We start from the raw sequence: 24833 nt of genomic DNA on the forward strand, positions 1-24833 counted from the left end.
GAATCTCGGCAGCCGAAAGTTTTTGAGTTGAATCCCGCAGCAACGCGGTCAAGTACCCTCTCCCTCCGGGAGAGGGTTAGGGTGAGGGGCTTTCGAATTAGACCTTCTTCACCTTGAACCACGCCGCATACAGCGCCGGCAAGAACAGCAGCGTCAGCACAGTCGCCACGATCAGCCCGCCCATAATGGCCACCGCCATAGGCCCGAAGAACACGCTGCGTGACAGCGGAATCATCGCCAGCACCGCCGCCAGCGCGGTCAGCACAATCGGCCGGAAACGCCGCACCGTCGCTTCAATCACCGCCCGCCACGGGTCCAGCCCCGCCGCCTTGTCCTGCTCGATCTGATCCACCAGGATCACCGAGTTGCGCATGATCATCCCCGACAATGCAATGGTGCCCAGCATTGCCACAAAACCAAACGGCTTGCCAAACAACAGCAGGAACAATGTCACCCCGATCAGACCCAAAGGCGCCGTCAGGAATACCATGACCATGCGTGAGAAACTGCGCAGCTGCACCATCAGCAATGTCAGCACCACCACGATAAACAGCGGCACACCGGCTTTCACCGAGTCCTGGCCACGGGTGGAGTCTTCGACGGTGCCGCCCACTTCCAGCAAATAGCCATCCGGCAGTTCGGCACGCACGCCCTCCAGGGTCGGCAGGATCTGCTGCACCAGGGTCGCCGGTTGCTCCTTGCCGTAGATATCCGCCCGCACGGTCACGGTCGGCAGGCGATTGCGGTGCCAGATAATGCCTTCTTCAAAGCCATATTCCAGGGTCGCGATCTGCGACAGGGCAACGCTCTGGCCATTGTCGGTGGGCACCGCCAGACTCGGCAGCAGAGCAAGTTCAGTGCGTTCCTGCGGTGTGCCGCGTAGGAGAATTTCGATCAACTCGTTGTCTTCGCGGTACTGGCTGACCGTCGAGCCCAGCAGGGTGCTTTGCAAGAAGCGCGACAGGTTGGCCGTGCTGACTCCCAGGGCACGCGCGCGGTCCTGATCGATATTGAGGTTGACCACCTTGCTCGGCTCTTCCCAGTCCAGGTGCACGTTGACCACATGGGGGTTGCCCCGCACCTGGGCCGCAACCTTGCGCGCCAGCGCCCGTACCTCTTCGATATGCTCGCCGGTCACCCGGAACTGCACCGGATAGCCCACAGGCGGGCCGTTTTCCAGGCGCGTCACCCGCGAACGGATGGTCGGGAACTGCTCATTAAGGGTGTCGATCAACCAGGTGCGCAGGCTTTCCCGGTCTTCGATGGTTTTGGCCAATACCACGAACTGGGCAAAGCTTGCCGCTGGCAGTTGCTGGTCCAGAGGCAGGTAATAGCGTGGCGAACCGGTGCCCGCGTAAGCCACATAGTTCTCGATGCCCGGGTGATCCTTGAGCAGTGCTTCGAGCTGCTTGACCTGATCGGTGGTATTGCTCAACGAAGCGCCTTCGGCCAGCTTCATGTCGACCATCAGCTCCAGCCGGCTGGACGCCGGGAAGAACTGCTGCGGTACAAACTTGAACAGCACCACTGAGCCGACAAACACCAGCGCGGTCAGGGCAATCACGGTTTTGCGCCGGGTGACGCACCACTCCACCAACCGCCGTACACGCTGGTAAAACGGCGTCGCGTAGGGGTCAGGCACGCCAGCCCCGGTGCCGTGTTTGGCCGCATGAATCTTCGCCAGGTCCGGCAACAACAGCGCGCCCAGATAGGGCACAAACACCACTGCAGCCACCCACGACGCCAGCAGGGCAATGGTTACCACCTGAAAAATCGAGCGGGTGTATTCGCCGGTGCTCGACTGCGCCATCGCAATCGGCAAAAAGCCCGCAGCTGTAATCAACGTACCGGTAAGCATCGGGAACGCGGTGCTGGTCCAGGCAAAACTTGCGGCCTTGAGCCGGTCGTAGCCCTGCTCCATTTTGATCGCCATCATTTCCACAGCGATAATCGCGTCATCGACCAGCAGGCCCAGCGCCAGTACCAGCGCCCCCAGCGAGATCTTGTGCAGGCCGATGCCGAAGTAATGCATGGCGGCAAAGGTCATGGCCAGCACCAGCGGAATGGTCAGCGCCACCACCATGCCGGTACGCACGCCCAATGAGAAAAAACTCACCAGCAGAACGATGACCAGCGCTTCGACCAGCACCTGTACGAACTCACCAACGCTGGTTTTCACCGCCGCGGGTTGATCAGACACCTTGCCCAGTTGCATACCCGCCGGCAGGTTTTTCTGGATGCGTTCAAACTCGGCATCCAGTGCCTTGCCCAGCACCAGAATATCGCCGCCGTCCTTCATTGCCACGGCCAGACCAATTGCGTCCTGACCCATAAAGCGCATGCGCGGCGCCGGCGGATCATTGAATCCGCGACGCACATCAGCCACATCGCTGATGCGTAAAGTGCGCCCGCCGACGCGAATGGGGAAACGCTCGATCTCTTCGACCGTTTTGAAATTACCGCTCACGCGCAGTTGCACGCGCTCGGTGGGCGTTTCAAAAAAACCTGCCGTCGATACCGCGTTCTGCTCTTCAAGGGCTTTTTGCACGGCCGCCAGCGGCAAACCCAGAGTCGCCAGCTTGAGGTTGGACAGCTCGATCCAGATTTTTTCGTCCTGCAGGCCCAGCAACTCGACCTTGCCCACATCCTTGACCCGCTGCAGCTGGATCTGGATACGGTCAGCGTAGTCCTTGAGCACTGCGTAGTCGTAACCTTCCCCGCTCAGGCTGTAGATATTGCCGAAAGTGGTGCCGAATTCATCGTTGTAAAACGGCCCCTGAGCATCCGGCGGCAACGTGTGACGTATATCACTGATCTTTTTGCGCACCTGATACCACAGCTCGGGTATCTGATCGGAATGCATCGAGTCGCGGGCCATAAAGGTCACTTGCGACTCGCCCGGACGCGAGAACGAGACAATGCGCTCGTACTCGCCGGTTTCCATCAGTTTCTTTTCGATTCGTTCGGTGACCTGACGCGAGACTTCTTCAGCCGTGGCGCCCGGCCACAGGGTACGGATCACCATCGCCTTGAAGGTAAACGGCGGGTCTTCGCTCTGCCCCAGTTTTGTGTAGGAAAGCCCGCCGACAATTGCCAGCAACAGCATCAGGAACAGGACGATCTGGCGATTGCGCAACGCCCATGCGGAAAGGTTGAAACCCATGGGGATTACTCCTTGGCCGCAACATTGATCGCCCGGTTGGAGCGATCAATCGGCCGCACCTCCTGGCCTGGATGCAACACATGCACACCGGCGGCGACGATCCAGTCATCGGCCTTGAGACCTTCAAGCACCGGCACACTGTTTTCGCCAAACGGCCCTACCCGCACGGGTACTTGTTCAAGCTTGTTGTCCTGGCCCACGCGCCACACATAAGCCGCACCGTTTTCGGCGGTCAGTGCAGACAGCGGCACGGACAGAGAGCTGGCGCCTTCGCTCTGGATAAACACACGGGCACTTTGGCCAAGCTCTGCAGGTACTTTGCCTGCAGTGAAAGCGATACGGGCAGCAAAGGTGCGCGATTTAGGATCGGCTGAAGGCGACAGTTCGCGGATGCGACCGCTGAAGCGCTGGCCGGGTTGCGACCACAACTCGACGGCCACCGGCAGACCGATCTTGAAACGGCTAAAATCCTGTTCCGGCAAGCTGATCAGCACTTCGCGCTCGCCATCGGCAGCCAGGGTGAACACCGTTTGCCCGGCACTGACCACTTGCCCCACCTCGACCTGACGCTGAGCAATCACGCCATCCTGCGGAGCACGCAATACCGCATAGCTCGCCTGATTGCTGGCCACGTCCTGCTCGGCCTTGAGCTGCTGCAGCTTGGCTTCGCCTGAGCGATAAAGGTTTTCGGCATTATCAAACTGCGAGCGGCTGACCATCTGCCGGTCCAGCAGGGTCTTGTAGCGGTCGCGCTCGGCACGCACCAGGTTCAGGTTGGCCTGCCCGGCGGCGACCTGCGCGCGGGTTGCGTCCAATTGCAGGCGCACATCTTGCGGGTCCAGTTCGGCCAGCGGCTGGTTGGCCTTGACCCGCTCGCCCTCATCCACCAGACGCCGGGTTACCTTGCCGCCAATGCGAAACGCCAGTTGCGGGTCAAACCGCGCCCGCACTTCGCCCGGGTAGCTCTGGCTGGCCAGTGCCGAAGGCTGCGGTTGCACCACCATCGCCGGGCTGATGCTGATTTTCGCGGGCTCCTGCTGCCCACACCCAGACAATAAAAACAGCAGACACACAGGCACAGCGCGGGGCAAGGCATGGCGCAACATGGTGATGACCTTTCGCTAATGGGGCTTGGAATATTTATACTGGCCGCATGTTATTAATACTAAACTCACCAGTCCAGTAATAAACGGATATGTCTGACAATCCTTTACCCCCCAATGCCCTCGGGCGCCCCAAGGACCTGGCAAAACGCCAGTCGATCCTCGACGCCGCCAAAAGCCTGTTTTTGACCAAGGGCTATGCCAACACCAGCATGGATGCGGTTGCGGGCCTGGCCGGTGTGTCAAAACTGACGGTCTACAGCCACTTTACGGACAAGGAGACGCTGTTTTCCTCGGCCATCATGTCCAAATGCACCGAGCAGTTGCCGCTGCTGTTTTTTGAATTGCCTGCAGGCAAGCCGATCAAGGATGTGTTGCTGAACATTGCGCGTGGCTTTCAGGTGCTGATCAACAGCGAAGAGTCGCTGAACCTGCATCGCCTGATGGTCGCCCTGGGCAGCCAGGACCCGAAACTGTCGCAGATCTTCCTGGAGGCCGGGCCTGAGCGGGTGGTCCACGAGATGGAGGGCTTGCTGCGCAAGATGGATCAAAGCGGCGCGCTGCGCATCGACAACCCCCATTATGCGGCGGAGCACTTCTTCTGCATGCTCAAGGGCGCGCCGAACTTTCGCCTGCTGTTTGCCGGTGGTGAGCCGCCGGGGCCTGAGGACAGCGAGGCCCATGTGCAGGAAGTGGTGGGGATATTTATGCGGGCTTATCAGCCAGTTTGAAGCAACTCCTGTGGGAGTCGGGCTTGCCCGCGATGGCTTCACCGCGTTTTGCCTGACAGACCGCGGCGCCTGCATCGCGAGCAAGCCCGCTCCCACAGAAGGTGAGGGTGTAGTGTTTAAGGCTTCAACGCCTTCTTCGGATAAATATCGTACCGGCTCGATTTGCCATCCAGCGCATGGCTCGGCTTGGGCCCGGCAATACACGGCGCCTTGCGCGGGCGCTTGACCACCACCCGGTGGCTGGCCAATGCCAACGCCGCCTCAAGCAACGCCGGGGCATCGTTGTCGTCGCCCACCAATGGCCGGAACAGGCGCATTTCCTTTTTCACCAGGGCGGTTTTCTCACGATGGGGGAACATCGGGTCCAGGTAGATCACCTGCGGCGGTTCGCCTTCCCAATTGCGCATCACTTCGATCGAATTGCCCTTGAGCAGGTGCATGCGCGACACGATCGGCGCCACCTCAAAATCATCCAGGCCACGGGCCAGCCCGTCTTCTAACAAGGCACCGATCAGCGGCTGGCGCTCGATCAGGCTCATTTCGCAGCCCAGGCTCGCCAGCACGAACGCATCCTTGCCCAACCCTGCCGTGGCATCCAGCACTCGCGGGCGCACGCCCTGCTGGATGCCCACGGCCTTGGCGATCATCTGCCCCGTACCGCCGCCAAACAAACGGCGATGGGCCGCACCGCCTTCGACAAAATCGACCCGCACCGGGCCGGGCGCATCCGGGCCCAACTGCTGCAACTGCAAACCCTGGGCGCTCAACTGCAAGGCGAACTCGGCGTCCGGTTCGTCCAGGGGCAACCCCAGGCGCTCGGCCCATTGTTCGGCCAGGGCCTGATAGGCCTCGTCCAGGGCCTCGACTTTGATACGACAGCCCGCTGCTTGCTCAGTCATCTAAAAACACGCTCAAAAATTTAATGATCGGCAAAGGCTGCCGATAAATGAAATATCCGACATTTTGCCAGAGCCGGGCGTCAACCGAGAGCCATGTCAGACATTCATTCCGCATCTATCGGCTTTATTGCGCCCATTGGCGACTTTGGCCGACACAATTCGCAGATCACAGGCAGCGTCAATCACCTGTGGAAGGACTTCTACGCCCAGGCGTTGGCAGAACAGTCCGGTACTGACGATTTTGCGGCGCTCGATATCGCACCCGCCGCCAAGGATGAAAAATCCGAGCCTCGCGGCGGTAGCGAGGTGCTGGGCACTATCGTCACCCAGCGCCATTGCGAAGTTCAGGACACTGAACTGCGCCCGCCGCAATCCCTGTTTCTGCCTATTGCCGAATTCGAACTGGACTTGCTGCCGCCGCCTGCAGTGCCCTACCCGCCGGAAGAAATCATCGCTCAACAGCATCAGCAGGATTTCACCGCGACCTGGGTGCGGCCGTTGGTCATGGCTCAGGGCCATCCGCTGCCTGATCCGGGACCGGGACCTGAACCCCGCCCTCTACATCTGCCAATTGCCGAGTTCGAGACGGACCTGCTGCCACCGCCCGCCGAACCCTTCGATGCCATGACCCTGATCGAGCAACAACGGGCGATGGACTTCGACCTGGGCTGGGCGCGACCGCTGCTGGTCAATAACCTGCGCCTGGCAGCCTAAAGCAGGCCCAGTTGTTCGCGGCTCTGCGGCGGATGCAGCTCGGGCAGTGCCGGCAGCCCCGGTAACCTTTCACTCAATTGCTGATGAAAGCGCCGCGCCAGTTCCGGTGCGCGGTGATTGTCCGGCGTGTGTAAAAACACATACGGCGTGCGCCCTTCCTCGATCCAGCCCGCGACTTTTTCAACCCAGGGCAACAAGTAAGGGTCGTTGGCTTCAAGCTCCGGGCGGCCAATAAAGCGCACCTGCGGCCACTGCGTAAAGGCCGCCGGGCGCGGTGGCACTCGCGGTTTTTTCGATTGGGCGTGGCGCACCGCAGGGTCGCTCGAATCGCAGCTGAACAGTGCCCGCGGATCAAGACAGATACGCTCGACCCCGCGATCCATCAGCAAGCGGTTGAGCAAGCGCTCGGCATCGCCTTTGGCAAAGAACTCCGGGTGACGCACTTCAACCGCCAGCGGCCGCTGCAAGGCGTCCATAAAGCTCACCAGCTCAGCCAGGCGCTGTGGCCCGAAGCTTGCCGGCAGTTGTAGCCAAAACGGCGCCACACGCATGCCAAGGGGCTGCAGCAGCTGCAGGAAGTCTTCAGCTGCATGCAACTGTTCGCGCAAATCACCGCCGTGGCTGATATCCCGCGGAAACTTGGCTGTCAGGCGAAAGTGTTCGGGCAGGCTGTGCGCCCAGCGCTGCACCGTGGTTGGCGCCGGGCGGGCATAGAAAGTGGTATTGCCTTCGACGGCATTGAAGACCTGCGCATACAGGCTCAGAAAATCCGCCGGGCGGGCGTTTTGCGGATACAGGCCTTCGCGCCAGGCGTTTTCACTCCAGGACGGGCAACCGAGGTAGTAAGGAAGCTCAATCATTGGCTCAGATATACAGATCCAGCCCCAGCACTTCCTGCTCCCAGTCAACAAAGCCTGCGGTGCTCAGGTAGCTGGCAAGGGCACTGGCCGCGCTTTTGCTCATGGCTCGCTGGAAGATCATGTCTTGCGAACGCACCGGCAACTGGCTGATGCGCTCGCCGGAGGATGTACGGGGGGTGTGCTCGGGCGCGGCTTGCGTGTCTTCAACCGACTCATCAACCACCGCCTGACCTTTACGCGGTTTGCGCTTGATGGGGTAGGACTGGGAAGAAAAGCCGTCAATGCGCATGGCTGCATGCTCAGGGGGGATAGTTACAATTTAGCGGCGCAGGCCAGACTAAGCAAATAGGCCGGTTATTTTGTAGCCGCTGCCGAAGGAACGAGGCTGCGTTCGGCGGCGAAGCCGTCGCGAAATCAGGCACTGCGGTGTGCCAGTCGAAACCCGTTATCAGGGTTTACGACGGCTTCGCCGCCGAACGCAACCTCGCTCCGCTCGTCAGCGGCTACAAAAGCGGATCAGACGCCACGTTCGGCTTTTGTTGCCGCCACCTTGTCACGCAGGTACACCGGCTGGGCGTCATCGGCGCGGATGGCTTCGCCACGGGCCCAGGCAAAGCGGGCCAGGGTCAGCAGGTCTTCGGAGTGGGGCAACATGCCCGCATCCATCGCGTAAGGCTTGACGTTCAAGCGCTCGGCATAACCCCAGCCCGTGCCCGCGCCATACCAGTCGCCTGTGGCGCCATCAGGCAAGGCCGCAGCTTCAGGCGCCAATACCGCTTCGGCGCCTTGCAGACGCATCTCACCGGCCTCTTCGCGATAGCAACCCCAGTACACCTCGTCCATGCGCGCATCAATGGCCGCTACCACCTGGGTGGCGCCGTGCTCGCGATGGGCGCGCTGGGCCAGGACCGCCAGGTTGGAAATCGGCAACACCGGGCGCTCCAGCGCAAAGGCCAGGCCCTGCACCACGCCGATGGCGATACGCACACCGGTAAAGGCACCCGGCCCGCGACCGAAGGCAATGGCCTCGACCGCCGACAGCTCGACACCGGCCGCCGCCAGCAGGTCCTTGATCATCGGTAACAGCTTTTGCGCATGCAGGCGCGGGATCACCTCGTAGTGGCTCGTAACCTTGCCATCGTGCAACAAGGCAACTGAGCAAGCTTCAGTCGCGGTATCCAGGGCCAGCAAGGTGGTCATCGGTGTTCCCGTCAGAATCAGAATTGAAAAAAGTGCAGCAGTATAAACAACAACAGCCCGCAAGCGGGCTGTTGTCATGAGGCAAAATCGACTTCTCAGCTCAGTGCTTCAAGCACCTTGGCGGTGATCGATTCTACCGAGCCAACGCCTTCAACGTGGCTGTACTTGGGCTTGCCCTGGGCAGCAGCCAGCTTCTGGTAGAAGTCCACCAGCGGCTTGGTTTGCGAATGGTAAACAGACAGGCGGTGACGAACGGTTTCTTCGGTGTCGTCCTTGCGCTGTACCAGGTCTTCGCCGGTCACATCGTCCTTGCCTGCAACCTTTGGCGGATTGTAGACGGTGTGGTACACGCGGCCCGAGGCTTCGTGTACGCGACGGCCAGCAATACGCTGGACAATCTCTTCGTCTTCAACGGCGATTTCCAGCACGTGATCCAGCTCGACACCGGCTTTGACCAGCGCTTCAGCTTGCGGGATGGTGCGCGGGAAACCGTCGAACAGAAAACCGTTGACGCAATCCGGCTGAGCAATGCGCTCTTTCACCAGGTTGATGATCAGGTCATCGGAAACCAGACCGCCGCTGTCCATCACGCCTTTGGCGATCAGGCCCAGTTCGGTGCCGGCTTTAACGGCTGCACGCAACATGTCGCCAGTGGAGATTTGCGGGATGCCAAATTTTTCAGTGATGAACTTTGCCTGAGTACCTTTACCGGCCCCGGGAGCTCCCAGCAGAATTACGCGCATCGATGTGCTCCTCAAATTTTTTATTTAAATGACAACAGATTCGCCTCTTTGGGCCAATCTCAAAATCGGGTTCTGGCCATCAAAACGGCCAAGGGCTGATCAAGATACACAGCAGGCCCGGCCCACACAAGCCGCCCAAAGTAGGAAAAATTACAGCCAAACGGGCCTGTGCGGCCGGGTGTCACAGGTCGCAACCCCACAATAAAGTGTCGCGCCCGCACAGGGGTCGGCACCAGGCCTGCCCTGTGCCTGCCTGCTCTGGCGCGACATTTGCCGCCGTTTTGCCCTAGCCGGTGTTGCGCAAGCCGGCCGCGATCCCGGCCACAGTCACCAGCAACGCTTGTTCCAGAGGGCTATCCTGCGCCGCTTGCTGGCGTCGCGACCGCGCCAGCAGCTCGGCCTGCAATAGATGAAGAGGGTCCAGGTAAGTGTTGCGCAAACGGATGAACTCAAGCGTCTCCGGGCTATGTGCCATCAACTGCGCCTGGCCGGTCAAACCCAGCACCACCGAACACGCCTGCGACAATAAGTCGCGTAAGTGCGCACCCAATGGCAGCAGTTCCGGGCTCACCAGACGCTCGTCGTAGAGCCGGGCGATATCGGCATCGGCCTTGGCCAGCACCATCTCCAGCATGTCGATGCGGGTGCGGAAAAACGGCCACTGCTCGCGCATTTGTGCCAACTGCTCCCCTTCGCCCCGTGCCAGTGCCTGGCTCAGGGCGGTCTCCCAGCCCAGCCAGGCGGGCAGCATCAGGCGGGTCTGGGTCCAACCGAAAATCCACGGGATGGCCCGCAGGCTTTCAATCCCCCCTGCCCGGCGCTTGGCCGGCCGGCTGCCCAGAGGCAAGCGGCCCAGTTCCTGCTCCGGGGTGGACTGGCGGAAGTACTCGACGAACTGCGGATTGTCCCGTACCACGCCACGGTAGGCAGCGACGCCATCCGCCGCCAGCTCATCCATCAACACCCGCCAGCCCGGCTCCGGCAAGGGCGGCGGCAGTAAGGTGGCTTCCAGGACTGCGGCCAGATACAGGTTGAGGTTTTGTTCGGCAATGTCCGGCAGGCCGAATTTAAAGCGGATCATCTCGCCCTGTTCAGTAGTGCGGAAACGCCCCGCCACCGAGCCCGGCGGCTGCGACAGGATGGCCGCGTGAGCCGGGCCACCGCCGCGCCCCACGGTACCGCCGCGACCATGAAACAACAGCAGCTCGACACCTTGCTCACGGCAGATATTGACCAGGGCTTCCTGCGCCCGGTATTGCGCCCAGGCGGCTGCCGTGGTGCCAGCATCCTTGGCCGAGTCGGAATAACCGATCATCACTTCCTGCGGCCCCTGCAGATGGGCACGATAGCCCGGCAGCAACAGCAGGCGCTCGACCACCGGCCCGGCATTGTCCAGGTCAGCCAGGGTTTCAAACAGCGGTACAACCCGCATCGGCCGCACCAGCCCGGCCTCCTTGAGTAACAGTTGCACCGCCAGTACATCGGAAGCGGCACCTGCCATCGAAATCACATAGGAACCCAGCGAGGCGCCAGGCGCGGCAGCCACTTCGCGGCAGGTCGCCAGCACTTCGGCGGTGTCGGCACCCGGCTTGAAATAACCGGGCAAGAGCGGTCGACGGTTGTTCAATTCACGCATCAGAAAGATCAGGCGCGCATCTTCGTCCCAGTCTTCATAGCGGCCCAGGCCCAGGTAATCGGTGATTTCGGTCATGGCCGAGGCATGGCGGGCGGCGTCCTGGCGCACATCGAGGCGCACCAGGAACAGGCCGAAGGTCACCGCCCGGCGCAGAAAGTCCAACAACGGGCCATCGGCAATCACGCCCATGCCACAGGCATGCAAGGACTGATAGCAAAGCTGCAACGGCGCCAGCAGCTCGCGGTTGTCCTGCAGCACTTCGGGCGGTGGCGCCTGGGTGCTGTGCAAGGCGCTATGGGCCCAGCTGCGCGTCGCTCGCAGGCGTTCGCGCAGTTGCTTGAGCACGGCCCGATACGGTTCGGCACTGTCGCCTGCGGCGGCCAGCAGCTCGGCGCTGGCGTGTTGCATCGACAGATCGGCTGCCAGTTTGTCGAGATCGCGCAGGTACAGATCCGCGGCCATCCACCGCGCCAGCAGCAGTACTTCACGGGTCACGCTGGCAGTGACATTGGGGTTGCCGTCACGGTCGCCGCCCATCCAGGATGCAAAGCGGATCGGCGCCGCTTCCAGAGGCAAATGCAGGCCAGTGGCCGCATGCAGGGCCTTGTCGGCCTTGCGCAACATATGCGGCACGGCGTGCCACAACGAATGCTCGATAACCGCAAAACCCCACTTGGCCTCATCGACAGGCGTGGGCCGGGTGCGGCGGATTTCTTCGGTATGCCAGGCCTCGGCAATCAGGCGCTGCAAGCGCTGCTGGATCTCGGATTTTTCCGCCAGGGTCAGGTCACGGTGGTCCTGGGCTGCCAGCTGTTCGGCGATGGCATCGTACTTTTGAATCAGGGTACGGCGGGTCACCTCAGTAGGGTGCGCGGTAAGCACCAGTTCGATTTCAAGGCGGCTGACCTGACGCGCCAGCGACTCCGGGTCATGCCCTTCGGCCAGCAGACGTTCCAGCAGTTGCGGCAAGACCAGCGCTTCGAAGGGTTGGGGCTGGCCTTCTTCACGCCGGTGGATCAATTCGTACTGCTCGGCAATGTTGGCCAGGTTCAAAAACTGATTGAACGCCCGCGCCACAGGCAGCACTTCGTCATCGCCCAGGGCATCCAGAATCGCACTCAATTCCTCGCCCGTAGTGCCGCGCCGGTCGGCCTTTGCGCCCTTGCGAATCAGCTCGATCTTGGCGAGAAAAGCGTCGCCGTATTGGTCACGAATCGTATTACCCAACAGCTCACCCAGCAGGTGAACATCATCGCGCAAGCGTGCATCAATATCGGTCATCAGCAGTTTCTCCAGCAGGATCCGGGGACAGCTCGTAACCCAAGAGTGCGTTGCAATCGCTGCCTGTGGCAAGCCACGGGGCTCGCAGATTTAAAAAAATGTGCTGACCAATCGGTCAAAAAATCTTTTAGGCCAAATGCCATCTTTTATTGAACTATTCAAAAAACGCTTCGGTCACAGCCATTAACCATCACCGCTGGAACTCGTGTTCCAACACTCCGGGTGACCTTACCAGTCGTGATGGAATTTGCTGTTTTTAAGGAGCTTCCCAATGGAGTTGAAGACCATGATGACCCGCACTGTCAAAACCACCTCACCTCGCCTGCGCGGGCTAAAACTGGCTGCGCTGGCAATCGGCACCAGCTTCGTTCTGGCCGGTTGCGCTGGCAATCCACCTTCAGAGCAGTACGCCGTGACCCAATCGGCGGTGAATAACGCCGTGAGCGCAGGCGCTACTGAATATGCACCGGTGGAAATGAAATCGGCCCAGGACAAACTCAAGCAGGCCGAGCTGGCCATGCATGACAAAAAATACGACGAAGCCCGTCGTCTGTCCGAACAAGCGGAGTGGGATGCTCGCGTAGCAGAGCGCAAGGCCCAGGCGGCGAAGGCCGAGAAGGCTGTTCAGGATGCTCAGAATGCCGTTCAGCAATTGCGTCAGGAAGGCATGCGCAGCGTTAAGTAAACGCGGCCCTTTTTTGACTGCATCTGGCGACACAGCATTCCAAATCGATAGAAAGGACTAAATATCATGCGCAATACAGTACTGATCCCTGCCCTGTTGGCCCTGAGCGTTGGCCTGGCGGCGTGCTCGCACCAGCCGAACGTCAACCTGGAAAACGCCAAGACCAACTTCTCGGCCCTGCAGACCAACCCTGAAGCGACCAAGGTTGCAGCCCTGGAAACCAAGGACGCCAGCGAATGGCTGGACAAGGCTGAGAAGGCTTACCTGAACAAGGAAGACGAATCCAAGGTTGACCAACTGGCCTACCTGACCAACCAGCGTGTTGAAGTGGCCAAGCAGACCATCGCGCTGCGTACCGCTGAAAACAACCTGAAAAACGCCGGTGCCGCGCGTAACCAGGCATTGCTCGATGCGCGTGATGCGCAAATCCAGCAACTCAAGGGCATGAACGCCAAGCAGACCGAGCGCGGCACGCTGGTGACCTTCGGTGATGTGCTGTTCCAGTTCGGCAAGGCTGATCTGCAACCCAACGGCATGCGCAATATCAACACCCTGGCCGAGTACCTGCTGCAGAACCCGGATCGCAAGGTGATTGTCGAGGGTTACACCGACAGCGTCGGCTCGGCGGCTTTCAACCAGACCCTGTCTGAGCGCCGTGCCGAATCGGTGCGTAATGCACTGGTGCGCAAAGGCGTAGACCCGACCCGCATCGTGGCCCAGGGCTATGGCAAGGAATACCCGGTGGCCAGCAACAACAGCGACTCGGGCCGTGCCCAGAACCGCCGCGTTGAAGTGACCATCTCCAACGACAACCAACCGGTAGCACCGCGTACCTCAATGCGCTAAGTGGTCATGAAAAAGCCCCGCCTGAGTGATCAGGCGGGGCTTTTTTTGGCGCAAATATATCCACAACTGTGGGAGCGGGCTTGCTCGCGATGCAGACAGCACGGTTCGTCAGGCAAACCTAAGCGATTCCATCGCGAGCAAGCCCGCTCCCACAACAGAACGTTACTGCTCCAGCTTCGGCGTTTCCTGGCCCAGGCAGCGTACCGCCTGTTTCTTGTTGTTGACCAATACCCCGGTCAGGCCTTTTTGTTCGGTGTCGAACAAGACGATGATGCCGTCGATGCACTGCGCCACCTGGTTGGCCGGCGTGAGCGAAACCTTATAATCCTCCCCCGGGATAGTCTTGAGCATGGTGAAGTCGCTGAGCAGCAAGGCGTCTTCGGGTTTGGCAAAATGCAGGTAACCGTAGTACCACAGGGCGCCCACGGTGCCGATGATGCTGCAGATACCGGTAATGATCAGGGGAATGGCGTTACGTTCTTCACTCATTGTTGGCTCTCGGGTTCAAGTTCGGTGTTCGTTGAGGCGGGGTAGTTGGCGATTTCGCCCAGGCGCCGCACGCCATTGAAGTGTTGCGGGTCATCCAGGTATCGCAGCATTACCTGGCGCCAGGTCGGGTCGGCAAACGTCTGTACATGGCCGCCACGGGTCAGTTGCAGCACCTTGGGCGGTGGCGCAGCCTGGTACAGGCGCAGACCATTGGAAAGCGGCACGACGGGATCATCCAGGCTGTGGAAGATCAGCATCGGCGTGTCGCCCATGTTCGGCATCGCGTAAAGCGCACTGTCGGCATCCGGTACCAGCCAGGACAGCGGCACCTGCAGCGGCCAGGTCAGCCAGGAGGTGCTCAGGGCAAATTGCCCCACTTCGCGGTAACTGGCCGGCACGCCATCGAGCACCAGGGCCGTGATGCGCTCCCGCTGCTGCGGGTGCTCACTCAAATAATGAATACCCATCGCGCCGCCCAGGCTTTGCCCCAGCACAATCAGCGGCAGGCCCCGGGCTTGCGGCTGGTGCTGCAACCAGTCGAAGGCGGCGTCGATGTCCTGATACACCGCCGGCAGCCCCGGCGAACCCTGGGACAGGCCATAACCGCGATAGTCGAGCATCAGCACTTGATAGCCCTGCTCCGGCAACCAGGCCGTGGCGCCGAGATGGTAAGCCAGGTTGCCGCCATTGCCGTGCAGATGCAGCACCGTGCCCTTGAGTGGCACGCCTTTTTTGGCCGGCAGCCACCAACCGTGCAGGCGGGTGCCATCGGCGGCTGTCAGGGTGACATCACGGTAGTCCAGGCCCGCGGCCGTCGGGGTGATCGGCTGGCCGGGCTCGGGATAGAACAGCAGGGAGCTGCATCCGCTGAGGGTCAGCAGCAGGCAGAGTGCAGCCAGGGTTTTCATCAGAACGATTCGCCTGAACGGGTGAGTGTGGGAGCGGGCTTGCTCGCGATGACATCGGCGCGGTTCAAATGAAACACCGCAGCGCCTGCATCGCGAGCAAGCCCGCTCCCACAGGGTTCACAAAATGTTGGAGTAATCCGCTTCGATACGGTCAAGGCTCAAATGGTTGAGGAAGTTGCTGAAGCACATCCAGGCCGAGAGCGCATTCATGTCGCGGAACTGGTCCGGCAGGTACTTGGGCGCTACCACCAGGCCTTCATCCACCAACTGGCGCAGGGTTCGCATGTCTTCCAGGGTGGTCTTGCCACAGAACAACAACGGCACCTGTTCCAGCTTGCCTTTACGCACGGCCAACTGAATGTAGTTGTAAACCATGATGAAGCCCTTGAGGTAGGACAAGTCTTTGGTGAATGGCAGGCCATTAGGCACCGATCCACGGAAAACCCGACTCGCGTTGCCGTAGCTTTCTGGCATCTCGAAGCCTTGCTCACGGAAGAATTCGTACACCTGCATAAAGTCCGCGCCCTCCTCCACCATGTGAATGGCCCGGGTACGGTTGGTCAGTTTGCGCAGGCGACTTGGGTAGGAGGCAAAGGTGATGATCTCCATCAAGATCGCCAGGCCTTCCTGGGTCACGGTGGACGATGGCGGCCCCTTGGACAGGAAGGTGCAGATCGGCTGGTTCAGGCCATTGAGCGTGGTGCCCACATGCACCAGCCCTTCGTGGACCTCCAGCGCACGCACATCACGTTCGTTGAACATCGCATCGCTACGGATCTTGATGTAGTCGGCGCCCGCCGCCGCATCCGCAACAATACCGTCTGACTCGAACACGCGGATGGTTTCTTCGGCCTCGCCAAACACCTTGTTCAAACGGCTTTGCAGCAAATGCACGGCATCCTTGGCGGTGAGGGTCTTGGCTTCGTCCTTGAGCGCGCCGCGCCCGTCGATATTGTCCAGGTAGTCGGACATCATCAGGCCCAGGTCGGCCAGGGTCGGGTCACCGGCATGGAACGCATCGGAAGCGGCGCCGTACAGCTCCTGGGAGATCAGCCCGAAATCTTCGGTGCCGCGGGCTTCGAGCATGCGCACGACCATGCGGTACTCCTTGCACATGCGCCGCATGATCTGCCCGACCGGGTTGAACTGCCCCAGTTGGCGGGTGATATCCCGCTCGATACTCTGGAATTCGGACTTCACCGCCGCTGAATCGAAGGTCAGCGGCCGGCCCAGGTAATAGTCGCGGTCGACCGCCGGCATGGCCTTGCCCTTGGCCTTTAAAAAGCCCTGGCGGATGCTGTCGTCCCACTTCACCGCATCCAGCACGCGGATCGGGGTTTGTGCCAGCACGATGCGGTCAGACAAGGTGCGTATCGTGCGCTGGTAGTCGTCCACCGGCAGCTTCCTTTAATTAAGAGCGTTACTTGGCCACACGTTTATAGCGGGCCGCTTCGACAAATACGTCGGAATTGGCCGGGTCGTCCAGGTAGGCAAAGACCTCAGCCGACGGGCTTTTGATCAGGGTACCGGTGCCTTCGGCGGTTTCCACCGGGTCCCCCTGCAACACGGACTGGCCGATGGCCTGCTTGACCTGGTCAAGATCCAGATCATAGATCACCAGTTCACCGTTGTCGGTCAGCTCAAAACCGCTAAGGGTATGGTTGCCGCCCAGTTTGGCCGGTATCGCAGCCGAGGCATACCAGCGGCTGCCGTGGCGGGCAACGATAAAGATATAACGTTCACGCGCCTTGGGTTCGCCCTTGGGGTAGACCACGGCCTGATAACGGGTTTTGTCGATGGCACTGATTTCAAGCGTGCGCGCCTGACCCCAGGCATCCTTGCTCACCCATTTGCCCAGCAGCTGTTTGGGCGCAGGCTGTGCCTCGATCGGTGCCTGGCTAAAGGTCACCAGACAGCCATTCAACATCAAAAATGACACTGCCAGAAGCATCACGCGCCAAGCTTTCATGCCTGCATCCTTCTATAGAGCGGCCAACACCAAGTGCATGTAACGCGTAAGAATAGCCAGCCGGTCGTCATCCGCCTCGGGCTGCGCGCCATCAAGTAGGGCCTGATATTCCATCCGACCGATAATCGCCGTCAAGACTTTGGCATCCTGCTGAGGTTGTGTGGAGCCTAGCACTTCGAAAATCTGCCCGGCCCCCTGCAGGAATATCTGTTGATGGGCACGCACCAGCACCGCCAGCCGGGGGTTGATCAGTGCAGCCTGATGAAAGGCTTGCTCGGCCATCAACTGGTCGCGACGGGTGAGCATTTGATGCTGAAGATAAGCGGCGGTCATCCTGGCAATGTCATCGGCAAGCACCGCTCGCGCCTGCGCACTGCCATCCCCTTGCGCCATCATTTCACGCAATTTGCCTTCGGTGCCCTGCCATAATTTGGCCATAAAGGCCGCACTGTGCTCCACATACTGGGCGAAGGTGTCGTTGATCAGGTCATCGATATCCTTGAAGTAGTAAGTGGTTGCCGACAGCGGCACCCCCGCTTCGGCAGCCACCGCCCGATGGCGCACACCGCGCACGCCATCGCGGATGACGATGCGCATGGCAGCATCGAGGATCAGCTGGCGACGCTGCTCGCTGCCATGCCGGCTGGCCTTGCGGCCTTGGTATTCAACACTTTGCGCAAGCGCGACCGCGACATTGGCTGCACCTTGGGAAGACCTGACGAGGCTCACGGAAAAATCCTTTTAATGTTGATAGTGATCTTGTAGCAGCTGCCGCAGGCTGCGTCCGGCTGCGCAGCAGTCGTAAAACAGCAATGCACGGTTTACCTGATGCACCGCGCAACCTGTATTTGCGATGGCTTCGCCATCGAACGCAGCCTTCGGCAGCTGCTACGCACGGGCATGCCAGGCAATAAAAAGCCGCCTTACAAGGCGGCTTCTTATTCTGCATCGTTACGCTTGTGGGCGCATGTGCGGGAACAGGATCACGTCGCGAATCGACGGCGAGTTGGTCAACAACATCACCAGACGGTCGATGCCGATACCTTCACCGGCAGTCGGCGGCATGCCGTATTCCAGGGCACGCACGAAGTCTGCGTCGTAGTGCATCGCTTCGTCGTCGCCTGCGTCCTTGTCCGCAACCTGCGCCATAAAGCGCTCGGCCTGGTCTTCGGCATCGTTAAGCTCGGAGTAGGCGTTGGCGATTTCACGGCCACCGATAAACAGCTCGAAACGGTCAGTTACGTTCGGGTTCTCGTCGTTGCGACGGGCCAGCGGCGACACTTCGAACGGGTACTGGGTAATGAAGTGCGGCTGTTCCAGCTTGTGCTCGACCAGCTCTTCGAAAATCATCACCTGCAGCTTGCCCAGACCTTCGAAGCCCAGCACCTTGGCACCGGCTTTCTTGGCGATGGCGCGAGCCTTGTCGATGTCGTTGAGGTCGTCGGCAGTCAGCTCGGGGTTGTACTTGAGGATCGAGTCGAAGACCGACAGACGCACAAACGGTTCGCCAAAGTGGAACACCTTGTCGCCGTACGGCACGTCGGTAGTGCCCAGAACCAGTTGAGCCAGTTCACGGAACAGCTCTTCGGTCAGGTCCATGTTGTCTTCGTAGTCGGCGTAAGCCTGGTAGAACTCCAACATGGTGAATTCAGGGTTGTGACGAGTCGAAACGCCTTCGTTACGGAAGTTGCGGTTGATCTCGAACACTTTTTCAAAACCACCTACTACCAGGCGCTTGAGGAACAGTTCCGGCGCGATGCGCAGGTACATGTCCATGTCCAGGGCATTGTGGTGTGTTTCAAAAGGCTTGGCCGCAGCGCCGCCCGGGATGGTTTGCAACATCGGCGTTTCAACTTCCAGGAAGTCGCGAGCCATCAGGAAGCTGCGGATGTGCGCAATCACTTGCGAACGCACACGGAAGGTGTGGCGCACGTCTTCGTTGACGATCAGGTCAACGTAACGCTGGCGATAGCGCTGCTCGGTGTCGGTCAGGCCGTGGTGCTTGTCCGGCAGCGGGCGCAGGGATTTGGTCAGCAGGCGCACGCTGGTCATTTCAACGTACAGGTCGCCCTTGCCGGAACGGGCCAGGGTGCCTTCGGCGGCAATGATGTCGCCCAGGTCCCAGGTTTTCACGGCGGCCAGGGTTTCTTCCGGCAGGGTCTTGCGGTTGACGTAGACCTGGATGCGACCGGTCATGTCCTGGATCACCATGAACGAGCCACGGTTAAGCATGATGCGACCAGCAACCTTGACCGGGATGGCGGCTTCAGCCAGCTCTTCCTTGGTCGCTTGCGCGTACTTCTTCTGCAGGTCGGCGCAGAGGCTGTCACGGCGGAAGTCATTCGGGAAGGCATTGCCCTTGGCGCGCTCGGCTGCAAGTTTTTCCTTGCGCAGGGCGATCAGGGCGTTTTCTTCCTGTTGCAGGTCTTGCGGGTCGAGTTGTTGGTCGCTCATGTCTTTAAAAATTCCATCACAGGTTCGTTGCCCCCGCCTTGCGGCAGGGGGAAGCGGGCTTTGGCGCGCCCTCTGGGCATCGCTGCGGCTTCGCACACGTTTTGTTGCCGACTTACAGCCCTTGTTTCAGGCTGGCTACCAGGTATTCGTCGATATCGCCGTCGAGCACCTTGTCGCAGTCGCTGCGCTCGATGTTGGTACGCAAATCCTTGATCCGCGAGGCGTCGAGAACGTACGAGCGGATCTGATGACCCCAGCCGATGTCCGACTTGGTGTCTTCCAGGGCCTGGGAAGCGGCATTGCGCTTCTGGATTTCCTGCTCGTAAAGACGTGCCCGCAGCATTTTCATCGCGGTGTCTTTGTTCGCATGCTGGGAACGTTCGTTCTGGCAGCTCACCACGGTGTTGGTCGGAACGTGCGTGATACGAACGGCCGAGTCAGTGGTGTTTACGTGCTGACCACCGGCACCGGAGGAGCGATAGGTATCGATCCGCAGGTCCGACGGGTTGATGTCGATTTCGATGTTGTCGTCGATTTCCGGCGAAACGAATACAGCCGAGAACGAGGTATGACGACGGTTGCCCGAGTCGTACGGGCTTTTGCGAACCAGACGATGGACGCCAATCTCGGTGCGCAACCAGCCAAATGCGTATTCGCCCTTGATATGCACGGTTGCGCCCTTGATACCGGCAACTTCACCGGCGGACAGTTCCATGATGGTGGCATCGAAGCCGCGCTTGTCGGCCCAGCGCAAATACATCCGCAACAGGATATTGGCCCAGTCTTGCGCTTCGGTGCCACCGGAGCCGGCCTGGATGTCCAGGTAAGCGTTGTTGGCATCCATCTCACCGCTGAACATGCGGCGGAATTCGAGTTTTTCAAGGGCTTCGCGCAGGCGTTCGACTTCAGCGGCCACGTCATCGACGGCGCCCTGGTCTTCTTCCTCGGCGGCCATCAGCAGCAGGTCCTTGGCATCGGCCAGGCCTGTGTGCATCTCATCGAGGGTTTCAACGATCTGCGCCAGCAGGGAGCGCTCGCGCCCCAGCTCCTGGGCGTACGAAGGGTTGTTCCAGACACTCGGATCTTCAAGCTCGCGATTGACTTCGGTCAGACGCTCATGCTTTTGATCGTAGTCAAAGATACCTCCGAATGGTTTCGGAGCGCTCTGACAGGTCCTTGATGCTGTTAAGGATCGGGTTGATTTCCATGGCTGGCGGCACTCGTAGGCGATTTTTACAAAGCCGGGGAGTATACCGTAAACGAAGCGTATCAGCAGCCCGCCTGGCGGGGTTATGTCGCCTGTGACGACAGGCCGCGTGCACTCGGCCTGACAGGCAATTGGCCCTTCCCGACAAGAAGAACAGGGTGAACTTAAAGTCTGACCGCAAACGATGTGTGACAAACGAATATATTGCGTAGGAAAAGTTACTAACTTTAAAAGAAACAGACTACGAGCCAATTAATTGCACTTGAAAACAGACAACGCTATACCTCAATACGCCTGAGCAAACACCTACTGCTTGATACCCGTACGCCATATTCCAATAACCCATTATTCAATGGCAGCCACCATGTCCAACTTAGCCAGCGGTCATGTATTCGGTATTGCGACGCCCCACTTCAAGTCATCCATGATGGGCATGCAAGACTATCTGTTAACAGGCGCAGGGCCGGGCGCCGCCATAAGCGCGGCACTCTCATTAACCTATAACCTCCCGCACCTGTGCGGCCTGGGAGGGGATGCCATCATCATGCAGGCAAGCCCCGGCAACCTGGAGGTATTCAACGGCACGGGCGTAACAGGCACGCACCAGCACCACGACAACTATTTATATAAAGGCCTTGAATCAATCCCGCGACGAGGCATTTACAGCACCATGGTGTATGGCTGCCCCAGTGCCTATGAGCGGTATACACAGTTGCACGACATTGATTTGAACAGGGTATTTAAACATCTGCACGAACATGATTTAAAACATGGACTGATAACAACTGAAAATTTATTGCAGGCATTCTACAGCAGCACCAAAGAACCCCAGATACACACCCGCTTTACTCAATGGACGCACTGTTTCATTCAACGAAAAGACCCTGAACCCTTCTATCGCCACACCCTGGCCACTTTGGCACGGGAGGGCTTTTCGTCGATGTACCAGGGGTTGCTGGCCGAGCAGGTGTTCGACCTGTTGTCCAGATGCGACCCGCACCTGTATACGGCTGGTGACTTTGCCGATTTTGTGCCCAATCCCTCGCAGGTCAGAAGCACGCGCTTCATGCACGCCACGGTGACGGCACATGGCAGCAATAGCCCGTGGAAAGAGCTGTTCCTGCTGCTGAAAATCTATCAATTGAGTGCCCAGGACACCAACTTGCTGACGCCCGCTCAGCTTTGTACCGCCGCCGGACTGATCGACACCTGGCTGGCCTCACAGCCTGCTTCAGATACAGGCGATGAGCGCACCCTCGACCAACAGGCAGCACTGATCCATCAGCAGCTCAAACAGGACAACCCTGAACCTGTGCCCCAATCGTGCAAAACCTCGCACACCATCTTTATGGCGTGCGCCGCGGCTGACGGCACCCTGACCGGCATCACCAACTCGATCTTCACCCCCCTGGGCTCACTGTTCGAAATCGATAACAGCGGCATTATCCTGAGCAACCGGGCCTTCTCATTCAATGGCCCCCATGCGTGCTCGACCTTCAAGGGCAGGACCGCCGCCAGCCACACCACCAACTGCGTCCATGTCAGCACCGACCACCTGGAGTTTATCCTGGGCACATCGGGGGGGCCGGTGCAGTCGCAAACCCTGGCGTTCATCATCTACAAGATTGTCGCGCAGAACTGCCCGATCCAGACCGCCCTCGCCAGCCCGCGCTGTGCCAATCTGGGCCGTCACCCCAAGACCGGCGGCATCACTTATTTAAGTGAGGCGCCACAGGCAGACCCGGTCTTTACCTGGACCAACGGCCTGTCCGACAAACTGGGGGTGGTGCAACTGGCCGGCATCAACACCCTCAACGGCCAGGTGTTCGCTGCAGCCGACCCCCGCGGTAGTGGCGTGGCTCTGGCGGTATGAACATTCACGGCAGCGGCTCGCACCATGCCGCCCTCCTGACCGTCGCCAGCGCTTTTTTTCTGGAGGTGCTGGATGCGACCATCATGATCGTAGCCATCATCCCCCTGGCCGACGATCTGGGCGCGAGTATCAGTGGCGTCACCCTGGCATTGGCCGCTTACCTGCTGGCCCTGGTGGTGTTCACCCCTGCGAGCGGGCATCTGTTCAAAACGCTCGGGCTTGCGCAACGCTTCCAGTGCGGCCTGCTGATTCTTTGCCTGGCATCACTGGCCTGCGCCAGTAGCCAGAACCTTTACATGCTGTGCATTGCCCGTCTGGCCCAAGGCTTTGGCAGTGCGCTGATCGTGCCCGCCGGACGCACCCTGATCCTGGCCAATACCGACAAAGACCAAATACCCAGGATCATGGCCTGGCTGATTGCCCCTGCGCTGGTCGCCCCGATTGTGGCCCCGTCCATCGCCAACGTACTGCTGAGCCTGGGCAATTGGCGGCTGATCTTTGGTTTTATCGCATTTTGCGCGGCAGGGCTGATTGCCATATGCCGGGCGACGCTGTTCGCACTGCCTGCCCCCGCAGCCCGCCAGCATCCCTTTGACGTTTATGCCTACGGGTTGTGGGCGCTGTCTTCGTCGGCGTTGTTCACGATGTTCGTTGCCGGCTCGAACAGTCGCCCCCTCTATACCCTGTTGGCCGCCATCGTGATGCTGTATGCCGGCGTGCGGTTGTACCAACGACTATGCCAGGCCACTGATAAACAACTGTTCGACCTGTCGTTGCTCAACAACCCGTTGTTCAAGTTCAACATCGTTTCAGGCAGCTTTTTCCGTATCAGCATTTATGCCTTTCCAACCGTGCTGATCATCCACCTGCTGAAAACATCGGATTACCCGCCCAGTTCAATTGGCCACTGCCTGTTGTTTATCTTTGCCGGCAATCTTCTTGCAAAACCCGTGGCGGCCAGGATATTGGCGAACAGCCACTCGATAAAACGCTACTTCTTGTACTCGGCGCTGGCAACGTCCATCACATTGAGCGTGTTCTTTTATCCGCGCCTGTCTGACCCACTTCCTGTGCTGTGGCTGGCCTGCGCCCTGCACGGCTGCGCGCGCTCTTTTCAATTTCTCGGCTACTCCTCCAGCAGCCTGCGCGATATCCAACCGTCGCGCATGCATCACGCCAACATCCTTCTCGGCGCGGTCATGCAACACAACGCATTGATCGCGCAGGCGGTGCCCGCCCTACTGGCAGCGTTCCTGATCCCCTCCCGCCTGCCCGGCGAATCCAGCGACGGGTTCTTCAACCTGGGCATGGCCACCGTAACCGTCCTGTCATTGATGGCCGTGGTGAGCGCGCTGCGCATGCCCAATTCGAGCAGACAAGGATCCCCCCCGAGCACTGCAAGCCCCACAAACGTAAAAGCTGGAAATCACACGCACTCAAGCGTTGTTACGCAAGGAGCTGAAGATGAAAGCCGTGAAGCTGAAAACCACCGTTGAAATCCCCATAGAGGGCATCCCCCTGCACACTCGATTTGTATCATTTGAAGGTGTAGACAAAGAACACTTCGCGTTGCTGATTGGCGACTGCCACACCCTGCCCGTGCTGACCCGTATTCATTCCGAATGCCTGACCGGCGATGTATTCGGGTCCAGACGCTGTGATTGCGGCGCCCAGTTGAAAGAAGCGCTGTCCCACATGTCCGAACGCGGTGGTGGTGTATTGATTTATCTGCGCCAGGAAGGTCGCGGTATTGGCTTGTACTCCAAGTTCGATGCCTATGTGTTGCAAACCCAGGGCATTGATACCTTCACCGCCAATGAGATGCTCGGCTATGCCGATGATTCAAGAGAGTTTGAAAGCGCGGGCGCCATGCTCAAGGCCCTGGACATTCGCCATATAGACCTTATTACCAATAACCCGGCAAAAGTCCTGGCGCTGCAAGGTTGCAATATCACCATCAACAGAACCCTGCCATCCGGTGTGTTTTTAACCGTTGAAAACGAGCGCTACCTGCGCAGCAAAATCAATAAAAAACAGCACACGATCAACTTGAATAAAAACAGGTGATTGCC

General features: G+C 59.6%; 22 protein-coding genes. 7 read left to right on the forward strand and 15 right to left on the reverse strand.

Annotated elements, in window-relative coordinates; translation table 11 throughout:
- Nucleotides 1–97: 97 nt before the first annotated feature.
- Together AB3G35_RS21670 and AB3G35_RS21675 are read right to left on the reverse strand one after the other, a co-directional pair.
- On the reverse strand, nucleotides 98–3163 hold the full coding sequence (locus AB3G35_RS21670) for an efflux RND transporter permease subunit (protein ID WP_369782128.1): 3066 nt from the start codon (nucleotides 3161–3163) through the stop codon (nucleotides 98–100).
- Between the two features lie 5 nt (nucleotides 3164–3168).
- On the reverse strand, nucleotides 3169–4269 hold the full coding sequence (locus AB3G35_RS21675) for an efflux RND transporter periplasmic adaptor subunit (RefSeq protein ID WP_369782130.1): 1101 nt from the start codon (nucleotides 4267–4269) through the stop codon (nucleotides 3169–3171).
- Between the two features lie 89 nt (nucleotides 4270–4358).
- Here AB3G35_RS21675 and AB3G35_RS21680 point away from each other — a divergent pair, with 89 nt between their 5' ends.
- The gene (locus AB3G35_RS21680) at nucleotides 4359–4997 is read left to right on the forward strand and encodes a TetR/AcrR family transcriptional regulator (protein ID WP_016781962.1); all 639 of its coding nucleotides are present in this window, start codon (nucleotides 4359–4361) and stop codon (nucleotides 4995–4997) included.
- 116 nt (nucleotides 4998–5113) lie between these two features.
- On the opposite strand, the gene AB3G35_RS21685 is transcribed toward AB3G35_RS21680, so the two are convergent.
- The gene (locus AB3G35_RS21685) at nucleotides 5114–5896 is read right to left on the reverse strand and encodes a class I SAM-dependent methyltransferase (protein ID WP_086798525.1); all 783 of its coding nucleotides are present in this window, start codon (nucleotides 5894–5896) and stop codon (nucleotides 5114–5116) included.
- A gap of 93 nt (nucleotides 5897–5989) precedes the next feature.
- Between AB3G35_RS21685 and AB3G35_RS21690 the strand changes: the two genes are divergently transcribed.
- Nucleotides 5990–6610 (forward strand): energy transducer TonB, encoded by a 621-nt coding sequence (locus AB3G35_RS21690; protein WP_369782131.1) that lies wholly within the window; start codon nucleotides 5990–5992, stop codon nucleotides 6608–6610.
- Here AB3G35_RS21690 and AB3G35_RS21695 read toward each other — a convergent pair.
- From AB3G35_RS21695 to ppc, 5 genes are all read right to left on the reverse strand, one after another.
- Entirely contained in the window at nucleotides 6607–7467 is an 861-nt protein-coding gene (locus tag AB3G35_RS21695; RefSeq protein ID WP_169846288.1) for a DUF72 domain-containing protein, read from the reverse strand. The two genes, AB3G35_RS21690 and AB3G35_RS21695, sit on opposite strands and share 4 nt — an antisense overlap.
- Before the next feature lie 7 nt (nucleotides 7468–7474).
- Nucleotides 7475–7759, reverse strand: a complete 285-nt coding sequence (locus AB3G35_RS21700) for a hypothetical protein (protein ID WP_016781958.1) — start codon at nucleotides 7757–7759, stop codon at nucleotides 7475–7477.
- Between the two features lie 227 nt (nucleotides 7760–7986).
- Nucleotides 7987–8670, reverse strand: a complete 684-nt coding sequence (tsaB, locus tag AB3G35_RS21705) for a tRNA (adenosine(37)-N6)-threonylcarbamoyltransferase complex dimerization subunit type 1 TsaB (RefSeq protein WP_340079644.1) — start codon at nucleotides 8668–8670, stop codon at nucleotides 7987–7989.
- Nucleotides 8671–8765: 95 nt separating this feature from the next.
- A complete protein-coding gene (gene adk, locus AB3G35_RS21710) occupies nucleotides 8766–9413 on the reverse strand; it encodes an adenylate kinase (protein ID WP_016781956.1) in 648 nt (215 codons plus the stop codon).
- 286 nt (nucleotides 9414–9699) lie between these two features.
- Nucleotides 9700–12330 carry a phosphoenolpyruvate carboxylase gene (gene ppc, locus AB3G35_RS21715; protein ID WP_086798535.1) on the reverse strand — a complete coding sequence of 877 codons (2631 nt, stop codon included), beginning with the start codon at nucleotides 12328–12330 and terminating at the stop codon, nucleotides 9700–9702.
- Between the two features lie 271 nt (nucleotides 12331–12601).
- On the opposite strand from ppc, the gene AB3G35_RS21720 reads away from it, so the two are divergent.
- Nucleotides 12602–13015 (forward strand): DUF4398 domain-containing protein, encoded by a 414-nt coding sequence (locus tag AB3G35_RS21720; protein WP_016781954.1) that lies wholly within the window; start codon nucleotides 12602–12604, stop codon nucleotides 13013–13015.
- Between the two features lie 66 nt (nucleotides 13016–13081).
- Nucleotides 13082–13861, forward strand: coding sequence for an OmpA family protein (locus AB3G35_RS21725; RefSeq protein ID WP_083369614.1), 780 nt, complete (start codon nucleotides 13082–13084; stop codon nucleotides 13859–13861).
- A gap of 162 nt (nucleotides 13862–14023) precedes the next feature.
- Here AB3G35_RS21725 and AB3G35_RS21730 read toward each other — a convergent pair whose 3' ends face one another.
- From AB3G35_RS21730 to prfB, 7 genes are all read right to left on the reverse strand, one after another.
- A complete protein-coding gene (locus AB3G35_RS21730) occupies nucleotides 14024–14350 on the reverse strand; it encodes a hypothetical protein (RefSeq protein WP_029611547.1) in 327 nt (108 codons plus the stop codon).
- The gene (locus AB3G35_RS21735; RefSeq protein ID WP_169846255.1) at nucleotides 14347–15258 is read right to left on the reverse strand and encodes an alpha/beta hydrolase; all 912 of its coding nucleotides are present in this window, start codon (nucleotides 15256–15258) and stop codon (nucleotides 14347–14349) included. Before AB3G35_RS21735 ends, AB3G35_RS21730 begins: the two co-directional genes overlap by 4 nt.
- Nucleotides 15259–15375: 117 nt before the next feature.
- Nucleotides 15376–16653: a flavohemoglobin expression-modulating QEGLA motif protein gene (locus AB3G35_RS21740; protein ID WP_016781951.1), complete on the reverse strand. Its 1278-nt coding sequence runs from the start codon at nucleotides 16651–16653 to the stop codon at nucleotides 15376–15378.
- Nucleotides 16654–16678: 25 nt separating this feature from the next.
- Nucleotides 16679–17227 (reverse strand): hypothetical protein, encoded by a 549-nt coding sequence (locus AB3G35_RS21745; protein WP_169909331.1) that lies wholly within the window; start codon nucleotides 17225–17227, stop codon nucleotides 16679–16681.
- A gap of 12 nt (nucleotides 17228–17239) precedes the next feature.
- A complete protein-coding gene (locus AB3G35_RS21750) occupies nucleotides 17240–17956 on the reverse strand; it encodes a TetR family transcriptional regulator (protein WP_169909329.1) in 717 nt (238 codons plus the stop codon).
- Nucleotides 17957–18178: 222 nt separating this feature from the next.
- Entirely contained in the window at nucleotides 18179–19681 is a 1503-nt protein-coding gene (gene lysS, locus AB3G35_RS21755) for a lysine--tRNA ligase (RefSeq protein WP_016781948.1), read from the reverse strand.
- A gap of 112 nt (nucleotides 19682–19793) precedes the next feature.
- A protein-coding gene (prfB, locus tag AB3G35_RS21760; RefSeq protein WP_106115744.1) for a peptide chain release factor 2 occupies nucleotides 19794–20889 on the reverse strand; the annotation gives its coding sequence in 2 pieces (ribosomal slippage) (nucleotides 19794–20816 and nucleotides 20818–20889; 1095 coding nt in all).
- 363 nt (nucleotides 20890–21252) lie between these two features.
- Here prfB and AB3G35_RS21765 point away from each other — a divergent pair.
- The 3 genes from AB3G35_RS21765 to ribA are packed head-to-tail and all read left to right on the forward strand — an operon-like array spanning nucleotide 21253 to nucleotide 24828.
- Nucleotides 21253–22761 (forward strand): gamma-glutamyltransferase, encoded by a 1509-nt coding sequence (locus AB3G35_RS21765; RefSeq protein WP_369782133.1) that lies wholly within the window; start codon nucleotides 21253–21255, stop codon nucleotides 22759–22761.
- A complete protein-coding gene (locus AB3G35_RS21770; protein ID WP_324708582.1) occupies nucleotides 22758–24257 on the forward strand; it encodes an MFS transporter in 1500 nt (499 codons plus the stop codon). The genes AB3G35_RS21765 and AB3G35_RS21770 overlap by 4 nt, the downstream gene beginning before the upstream one ends.
- Nucleotides 24226–24828, forward strand: a complete 603-nt coding sequence (ribA, locus tag AB3G35_RS21775; protein ID WP_086798556.1) for a GTP cyclohydrolase II RibA — start codon at nucleotides 24226–24228, stop codon at nucleotides 24826–24828. The genes AB3G35_RS21770 and ribA overlap by 32 nt, the downstream gene beginning before the upstream one ends.
- Nucleotides 24829–24833 lie beyond the last annotated feature (5 nt).

The organism is Pseudomonas sp. WC2401 (assembly GCF_041200115.1).
GTDB lineage: Bacteria > Pseudomonadota > Gammaproteobacteria > Pseudomonadales > Pseudomonadaceae > Aquipseudomonas > Aquipseudomonas fragi.

What these genes read in the sequence shown, in the direction of transcription:
- AB3G35_RS21670 (WP_369782128.1), bottom strand. Translation starts at nt 3,163, where the DNA reads ATGGGTTTCAACCTTTCCGCATGGGCGTTGCGCAATCGCCAGATCGTC.
- AB3G35_RS21675 (WP_369782130.1), bottom strand. Translation starts at nt 4,269, where the DNA reads ATGTTGCGCCATGCCTTGCCCCGCGCTGTGCCTGTGTGTCTGCTGTTT.
- AB3G35_RS21680 (WP_016781962.1), top strand. Translation starts at nt 4,359, where the DNA reads ATGTCTGACAATCCTTTACCCCCCAATGCCCTCGGGCGCCCCAAGGAC.
- AB3G35_RS21685 (WP_086798525.1), bottom strand. Translation starts at nt 5,896, where the DNA reads ATGACTGAGCAAGCAGCGGGCTGTCGTATCAAAGTCGAGGCCCTGGAC.
- AB3G35_RS21690 (WP_369782131.1), top strand. Translation starts at nt 5,990, where the DNA reads ATGTCAGACATTCATTCCGCATCTATCGGCTTTATTGCGCCCATTGGC.
- AB3G35_RS21700 (WP_016781958.1), bottom strand. Translation starts at nt 7,759, where the DNA reads ATGCGCATTGACGGCTTTTCTTCCCAGTCCTACCCCATCAAGCGCAAA.
- tsaB (WP_340079644.1), bottom strand. Translation starts at nt 8,670, where the DNA reads ATGACCACCTTGCTGGCCCTGGATACCGCGACTGAAGCTTGCTCAGTT.
- adk (WP_016781956.1), bottom strand. Translation starts at nt 9,413, where the DNA reads ATGCGCGTAATTCTGCTGGGAGCTCCCGGGGCCGGTAAAGGTACTCAG.
- ppc (WP_086798535.1), bottom strand. Translation starts at nt 12,330, where the DNA reads ATGACCGATATTGATGCACGCTTGCGCGATGATGTTCACCTGCTGGGT.
- AB3G35_RS21720 (WP_016781954.1), top strand. Translation starts at nt 12,602, where the DNA reads ATGGAGTTGAAGACCATGATGACCCGCACTGTCAAAACCACCTCACCT.
- AB3G35_RS21725 (WP_083369614.1), top strand. Translation starts at nt 13,082, where the DNA reads ATGCGCAATACAGTACTGATCCCTGCCCTGTTGGCCCTGAGCGTTGGC.
- AB3G35_RS21730 (WP_029611547.1), bottom strand. Translation starts at nt 14,350, where the DNA reads ATGAGTGAAGAACGTAACGCCATTCCCCTGATCATTACCGGTATCTGC.
- AB3G35_RS21735 (WP_169846255.1), bottom strand. Translation starts at nt 15,258, where the DNA reads ATGAAAACCCTGGCTGCACTCTGCCTGCTGCTGACCCTCAGCGGATGC.
- AB3G35_RS21745 (WP_169909331.1), bottom strand. Translation starts at nt 17,227, where the DNA reads ATGAAAGCTTGGCGCGTGATGCTTCTGGCAGTGTCATTTTTGATGTTG.
- lysS (WP_016781948.1), bottom strand. Translation starts at nt 19,681, where the DNA reads ATGAGCGACCAACAACTCGACCCGCAAGACCTGCAACAGGAAGAAAAC.
- AB3G35_RS21765 (WP_369782133.1), top strand. Translation starts at nt 21,253, where the DNA reads ATGTCCAACTTAGCCAGCGGTCATGTATTCGGTATTGCGACGCCCCAC.
- AB3G35_RS21770 (WP_324708582.1), top strand. Translation starts at nt 22,758, where the DNA reads ATGAACATTCACGGCAGCGGCTCGCACCATGCCGCCCTCCTGACCGTC.
- ribA (WP_086798556.1), top strand. Translation starts at nt 24,226, where the DNA reads ATGAAAGCCGTGAAGCTGAAAACCACCGTTGAAATCCCCATAGAGGGC.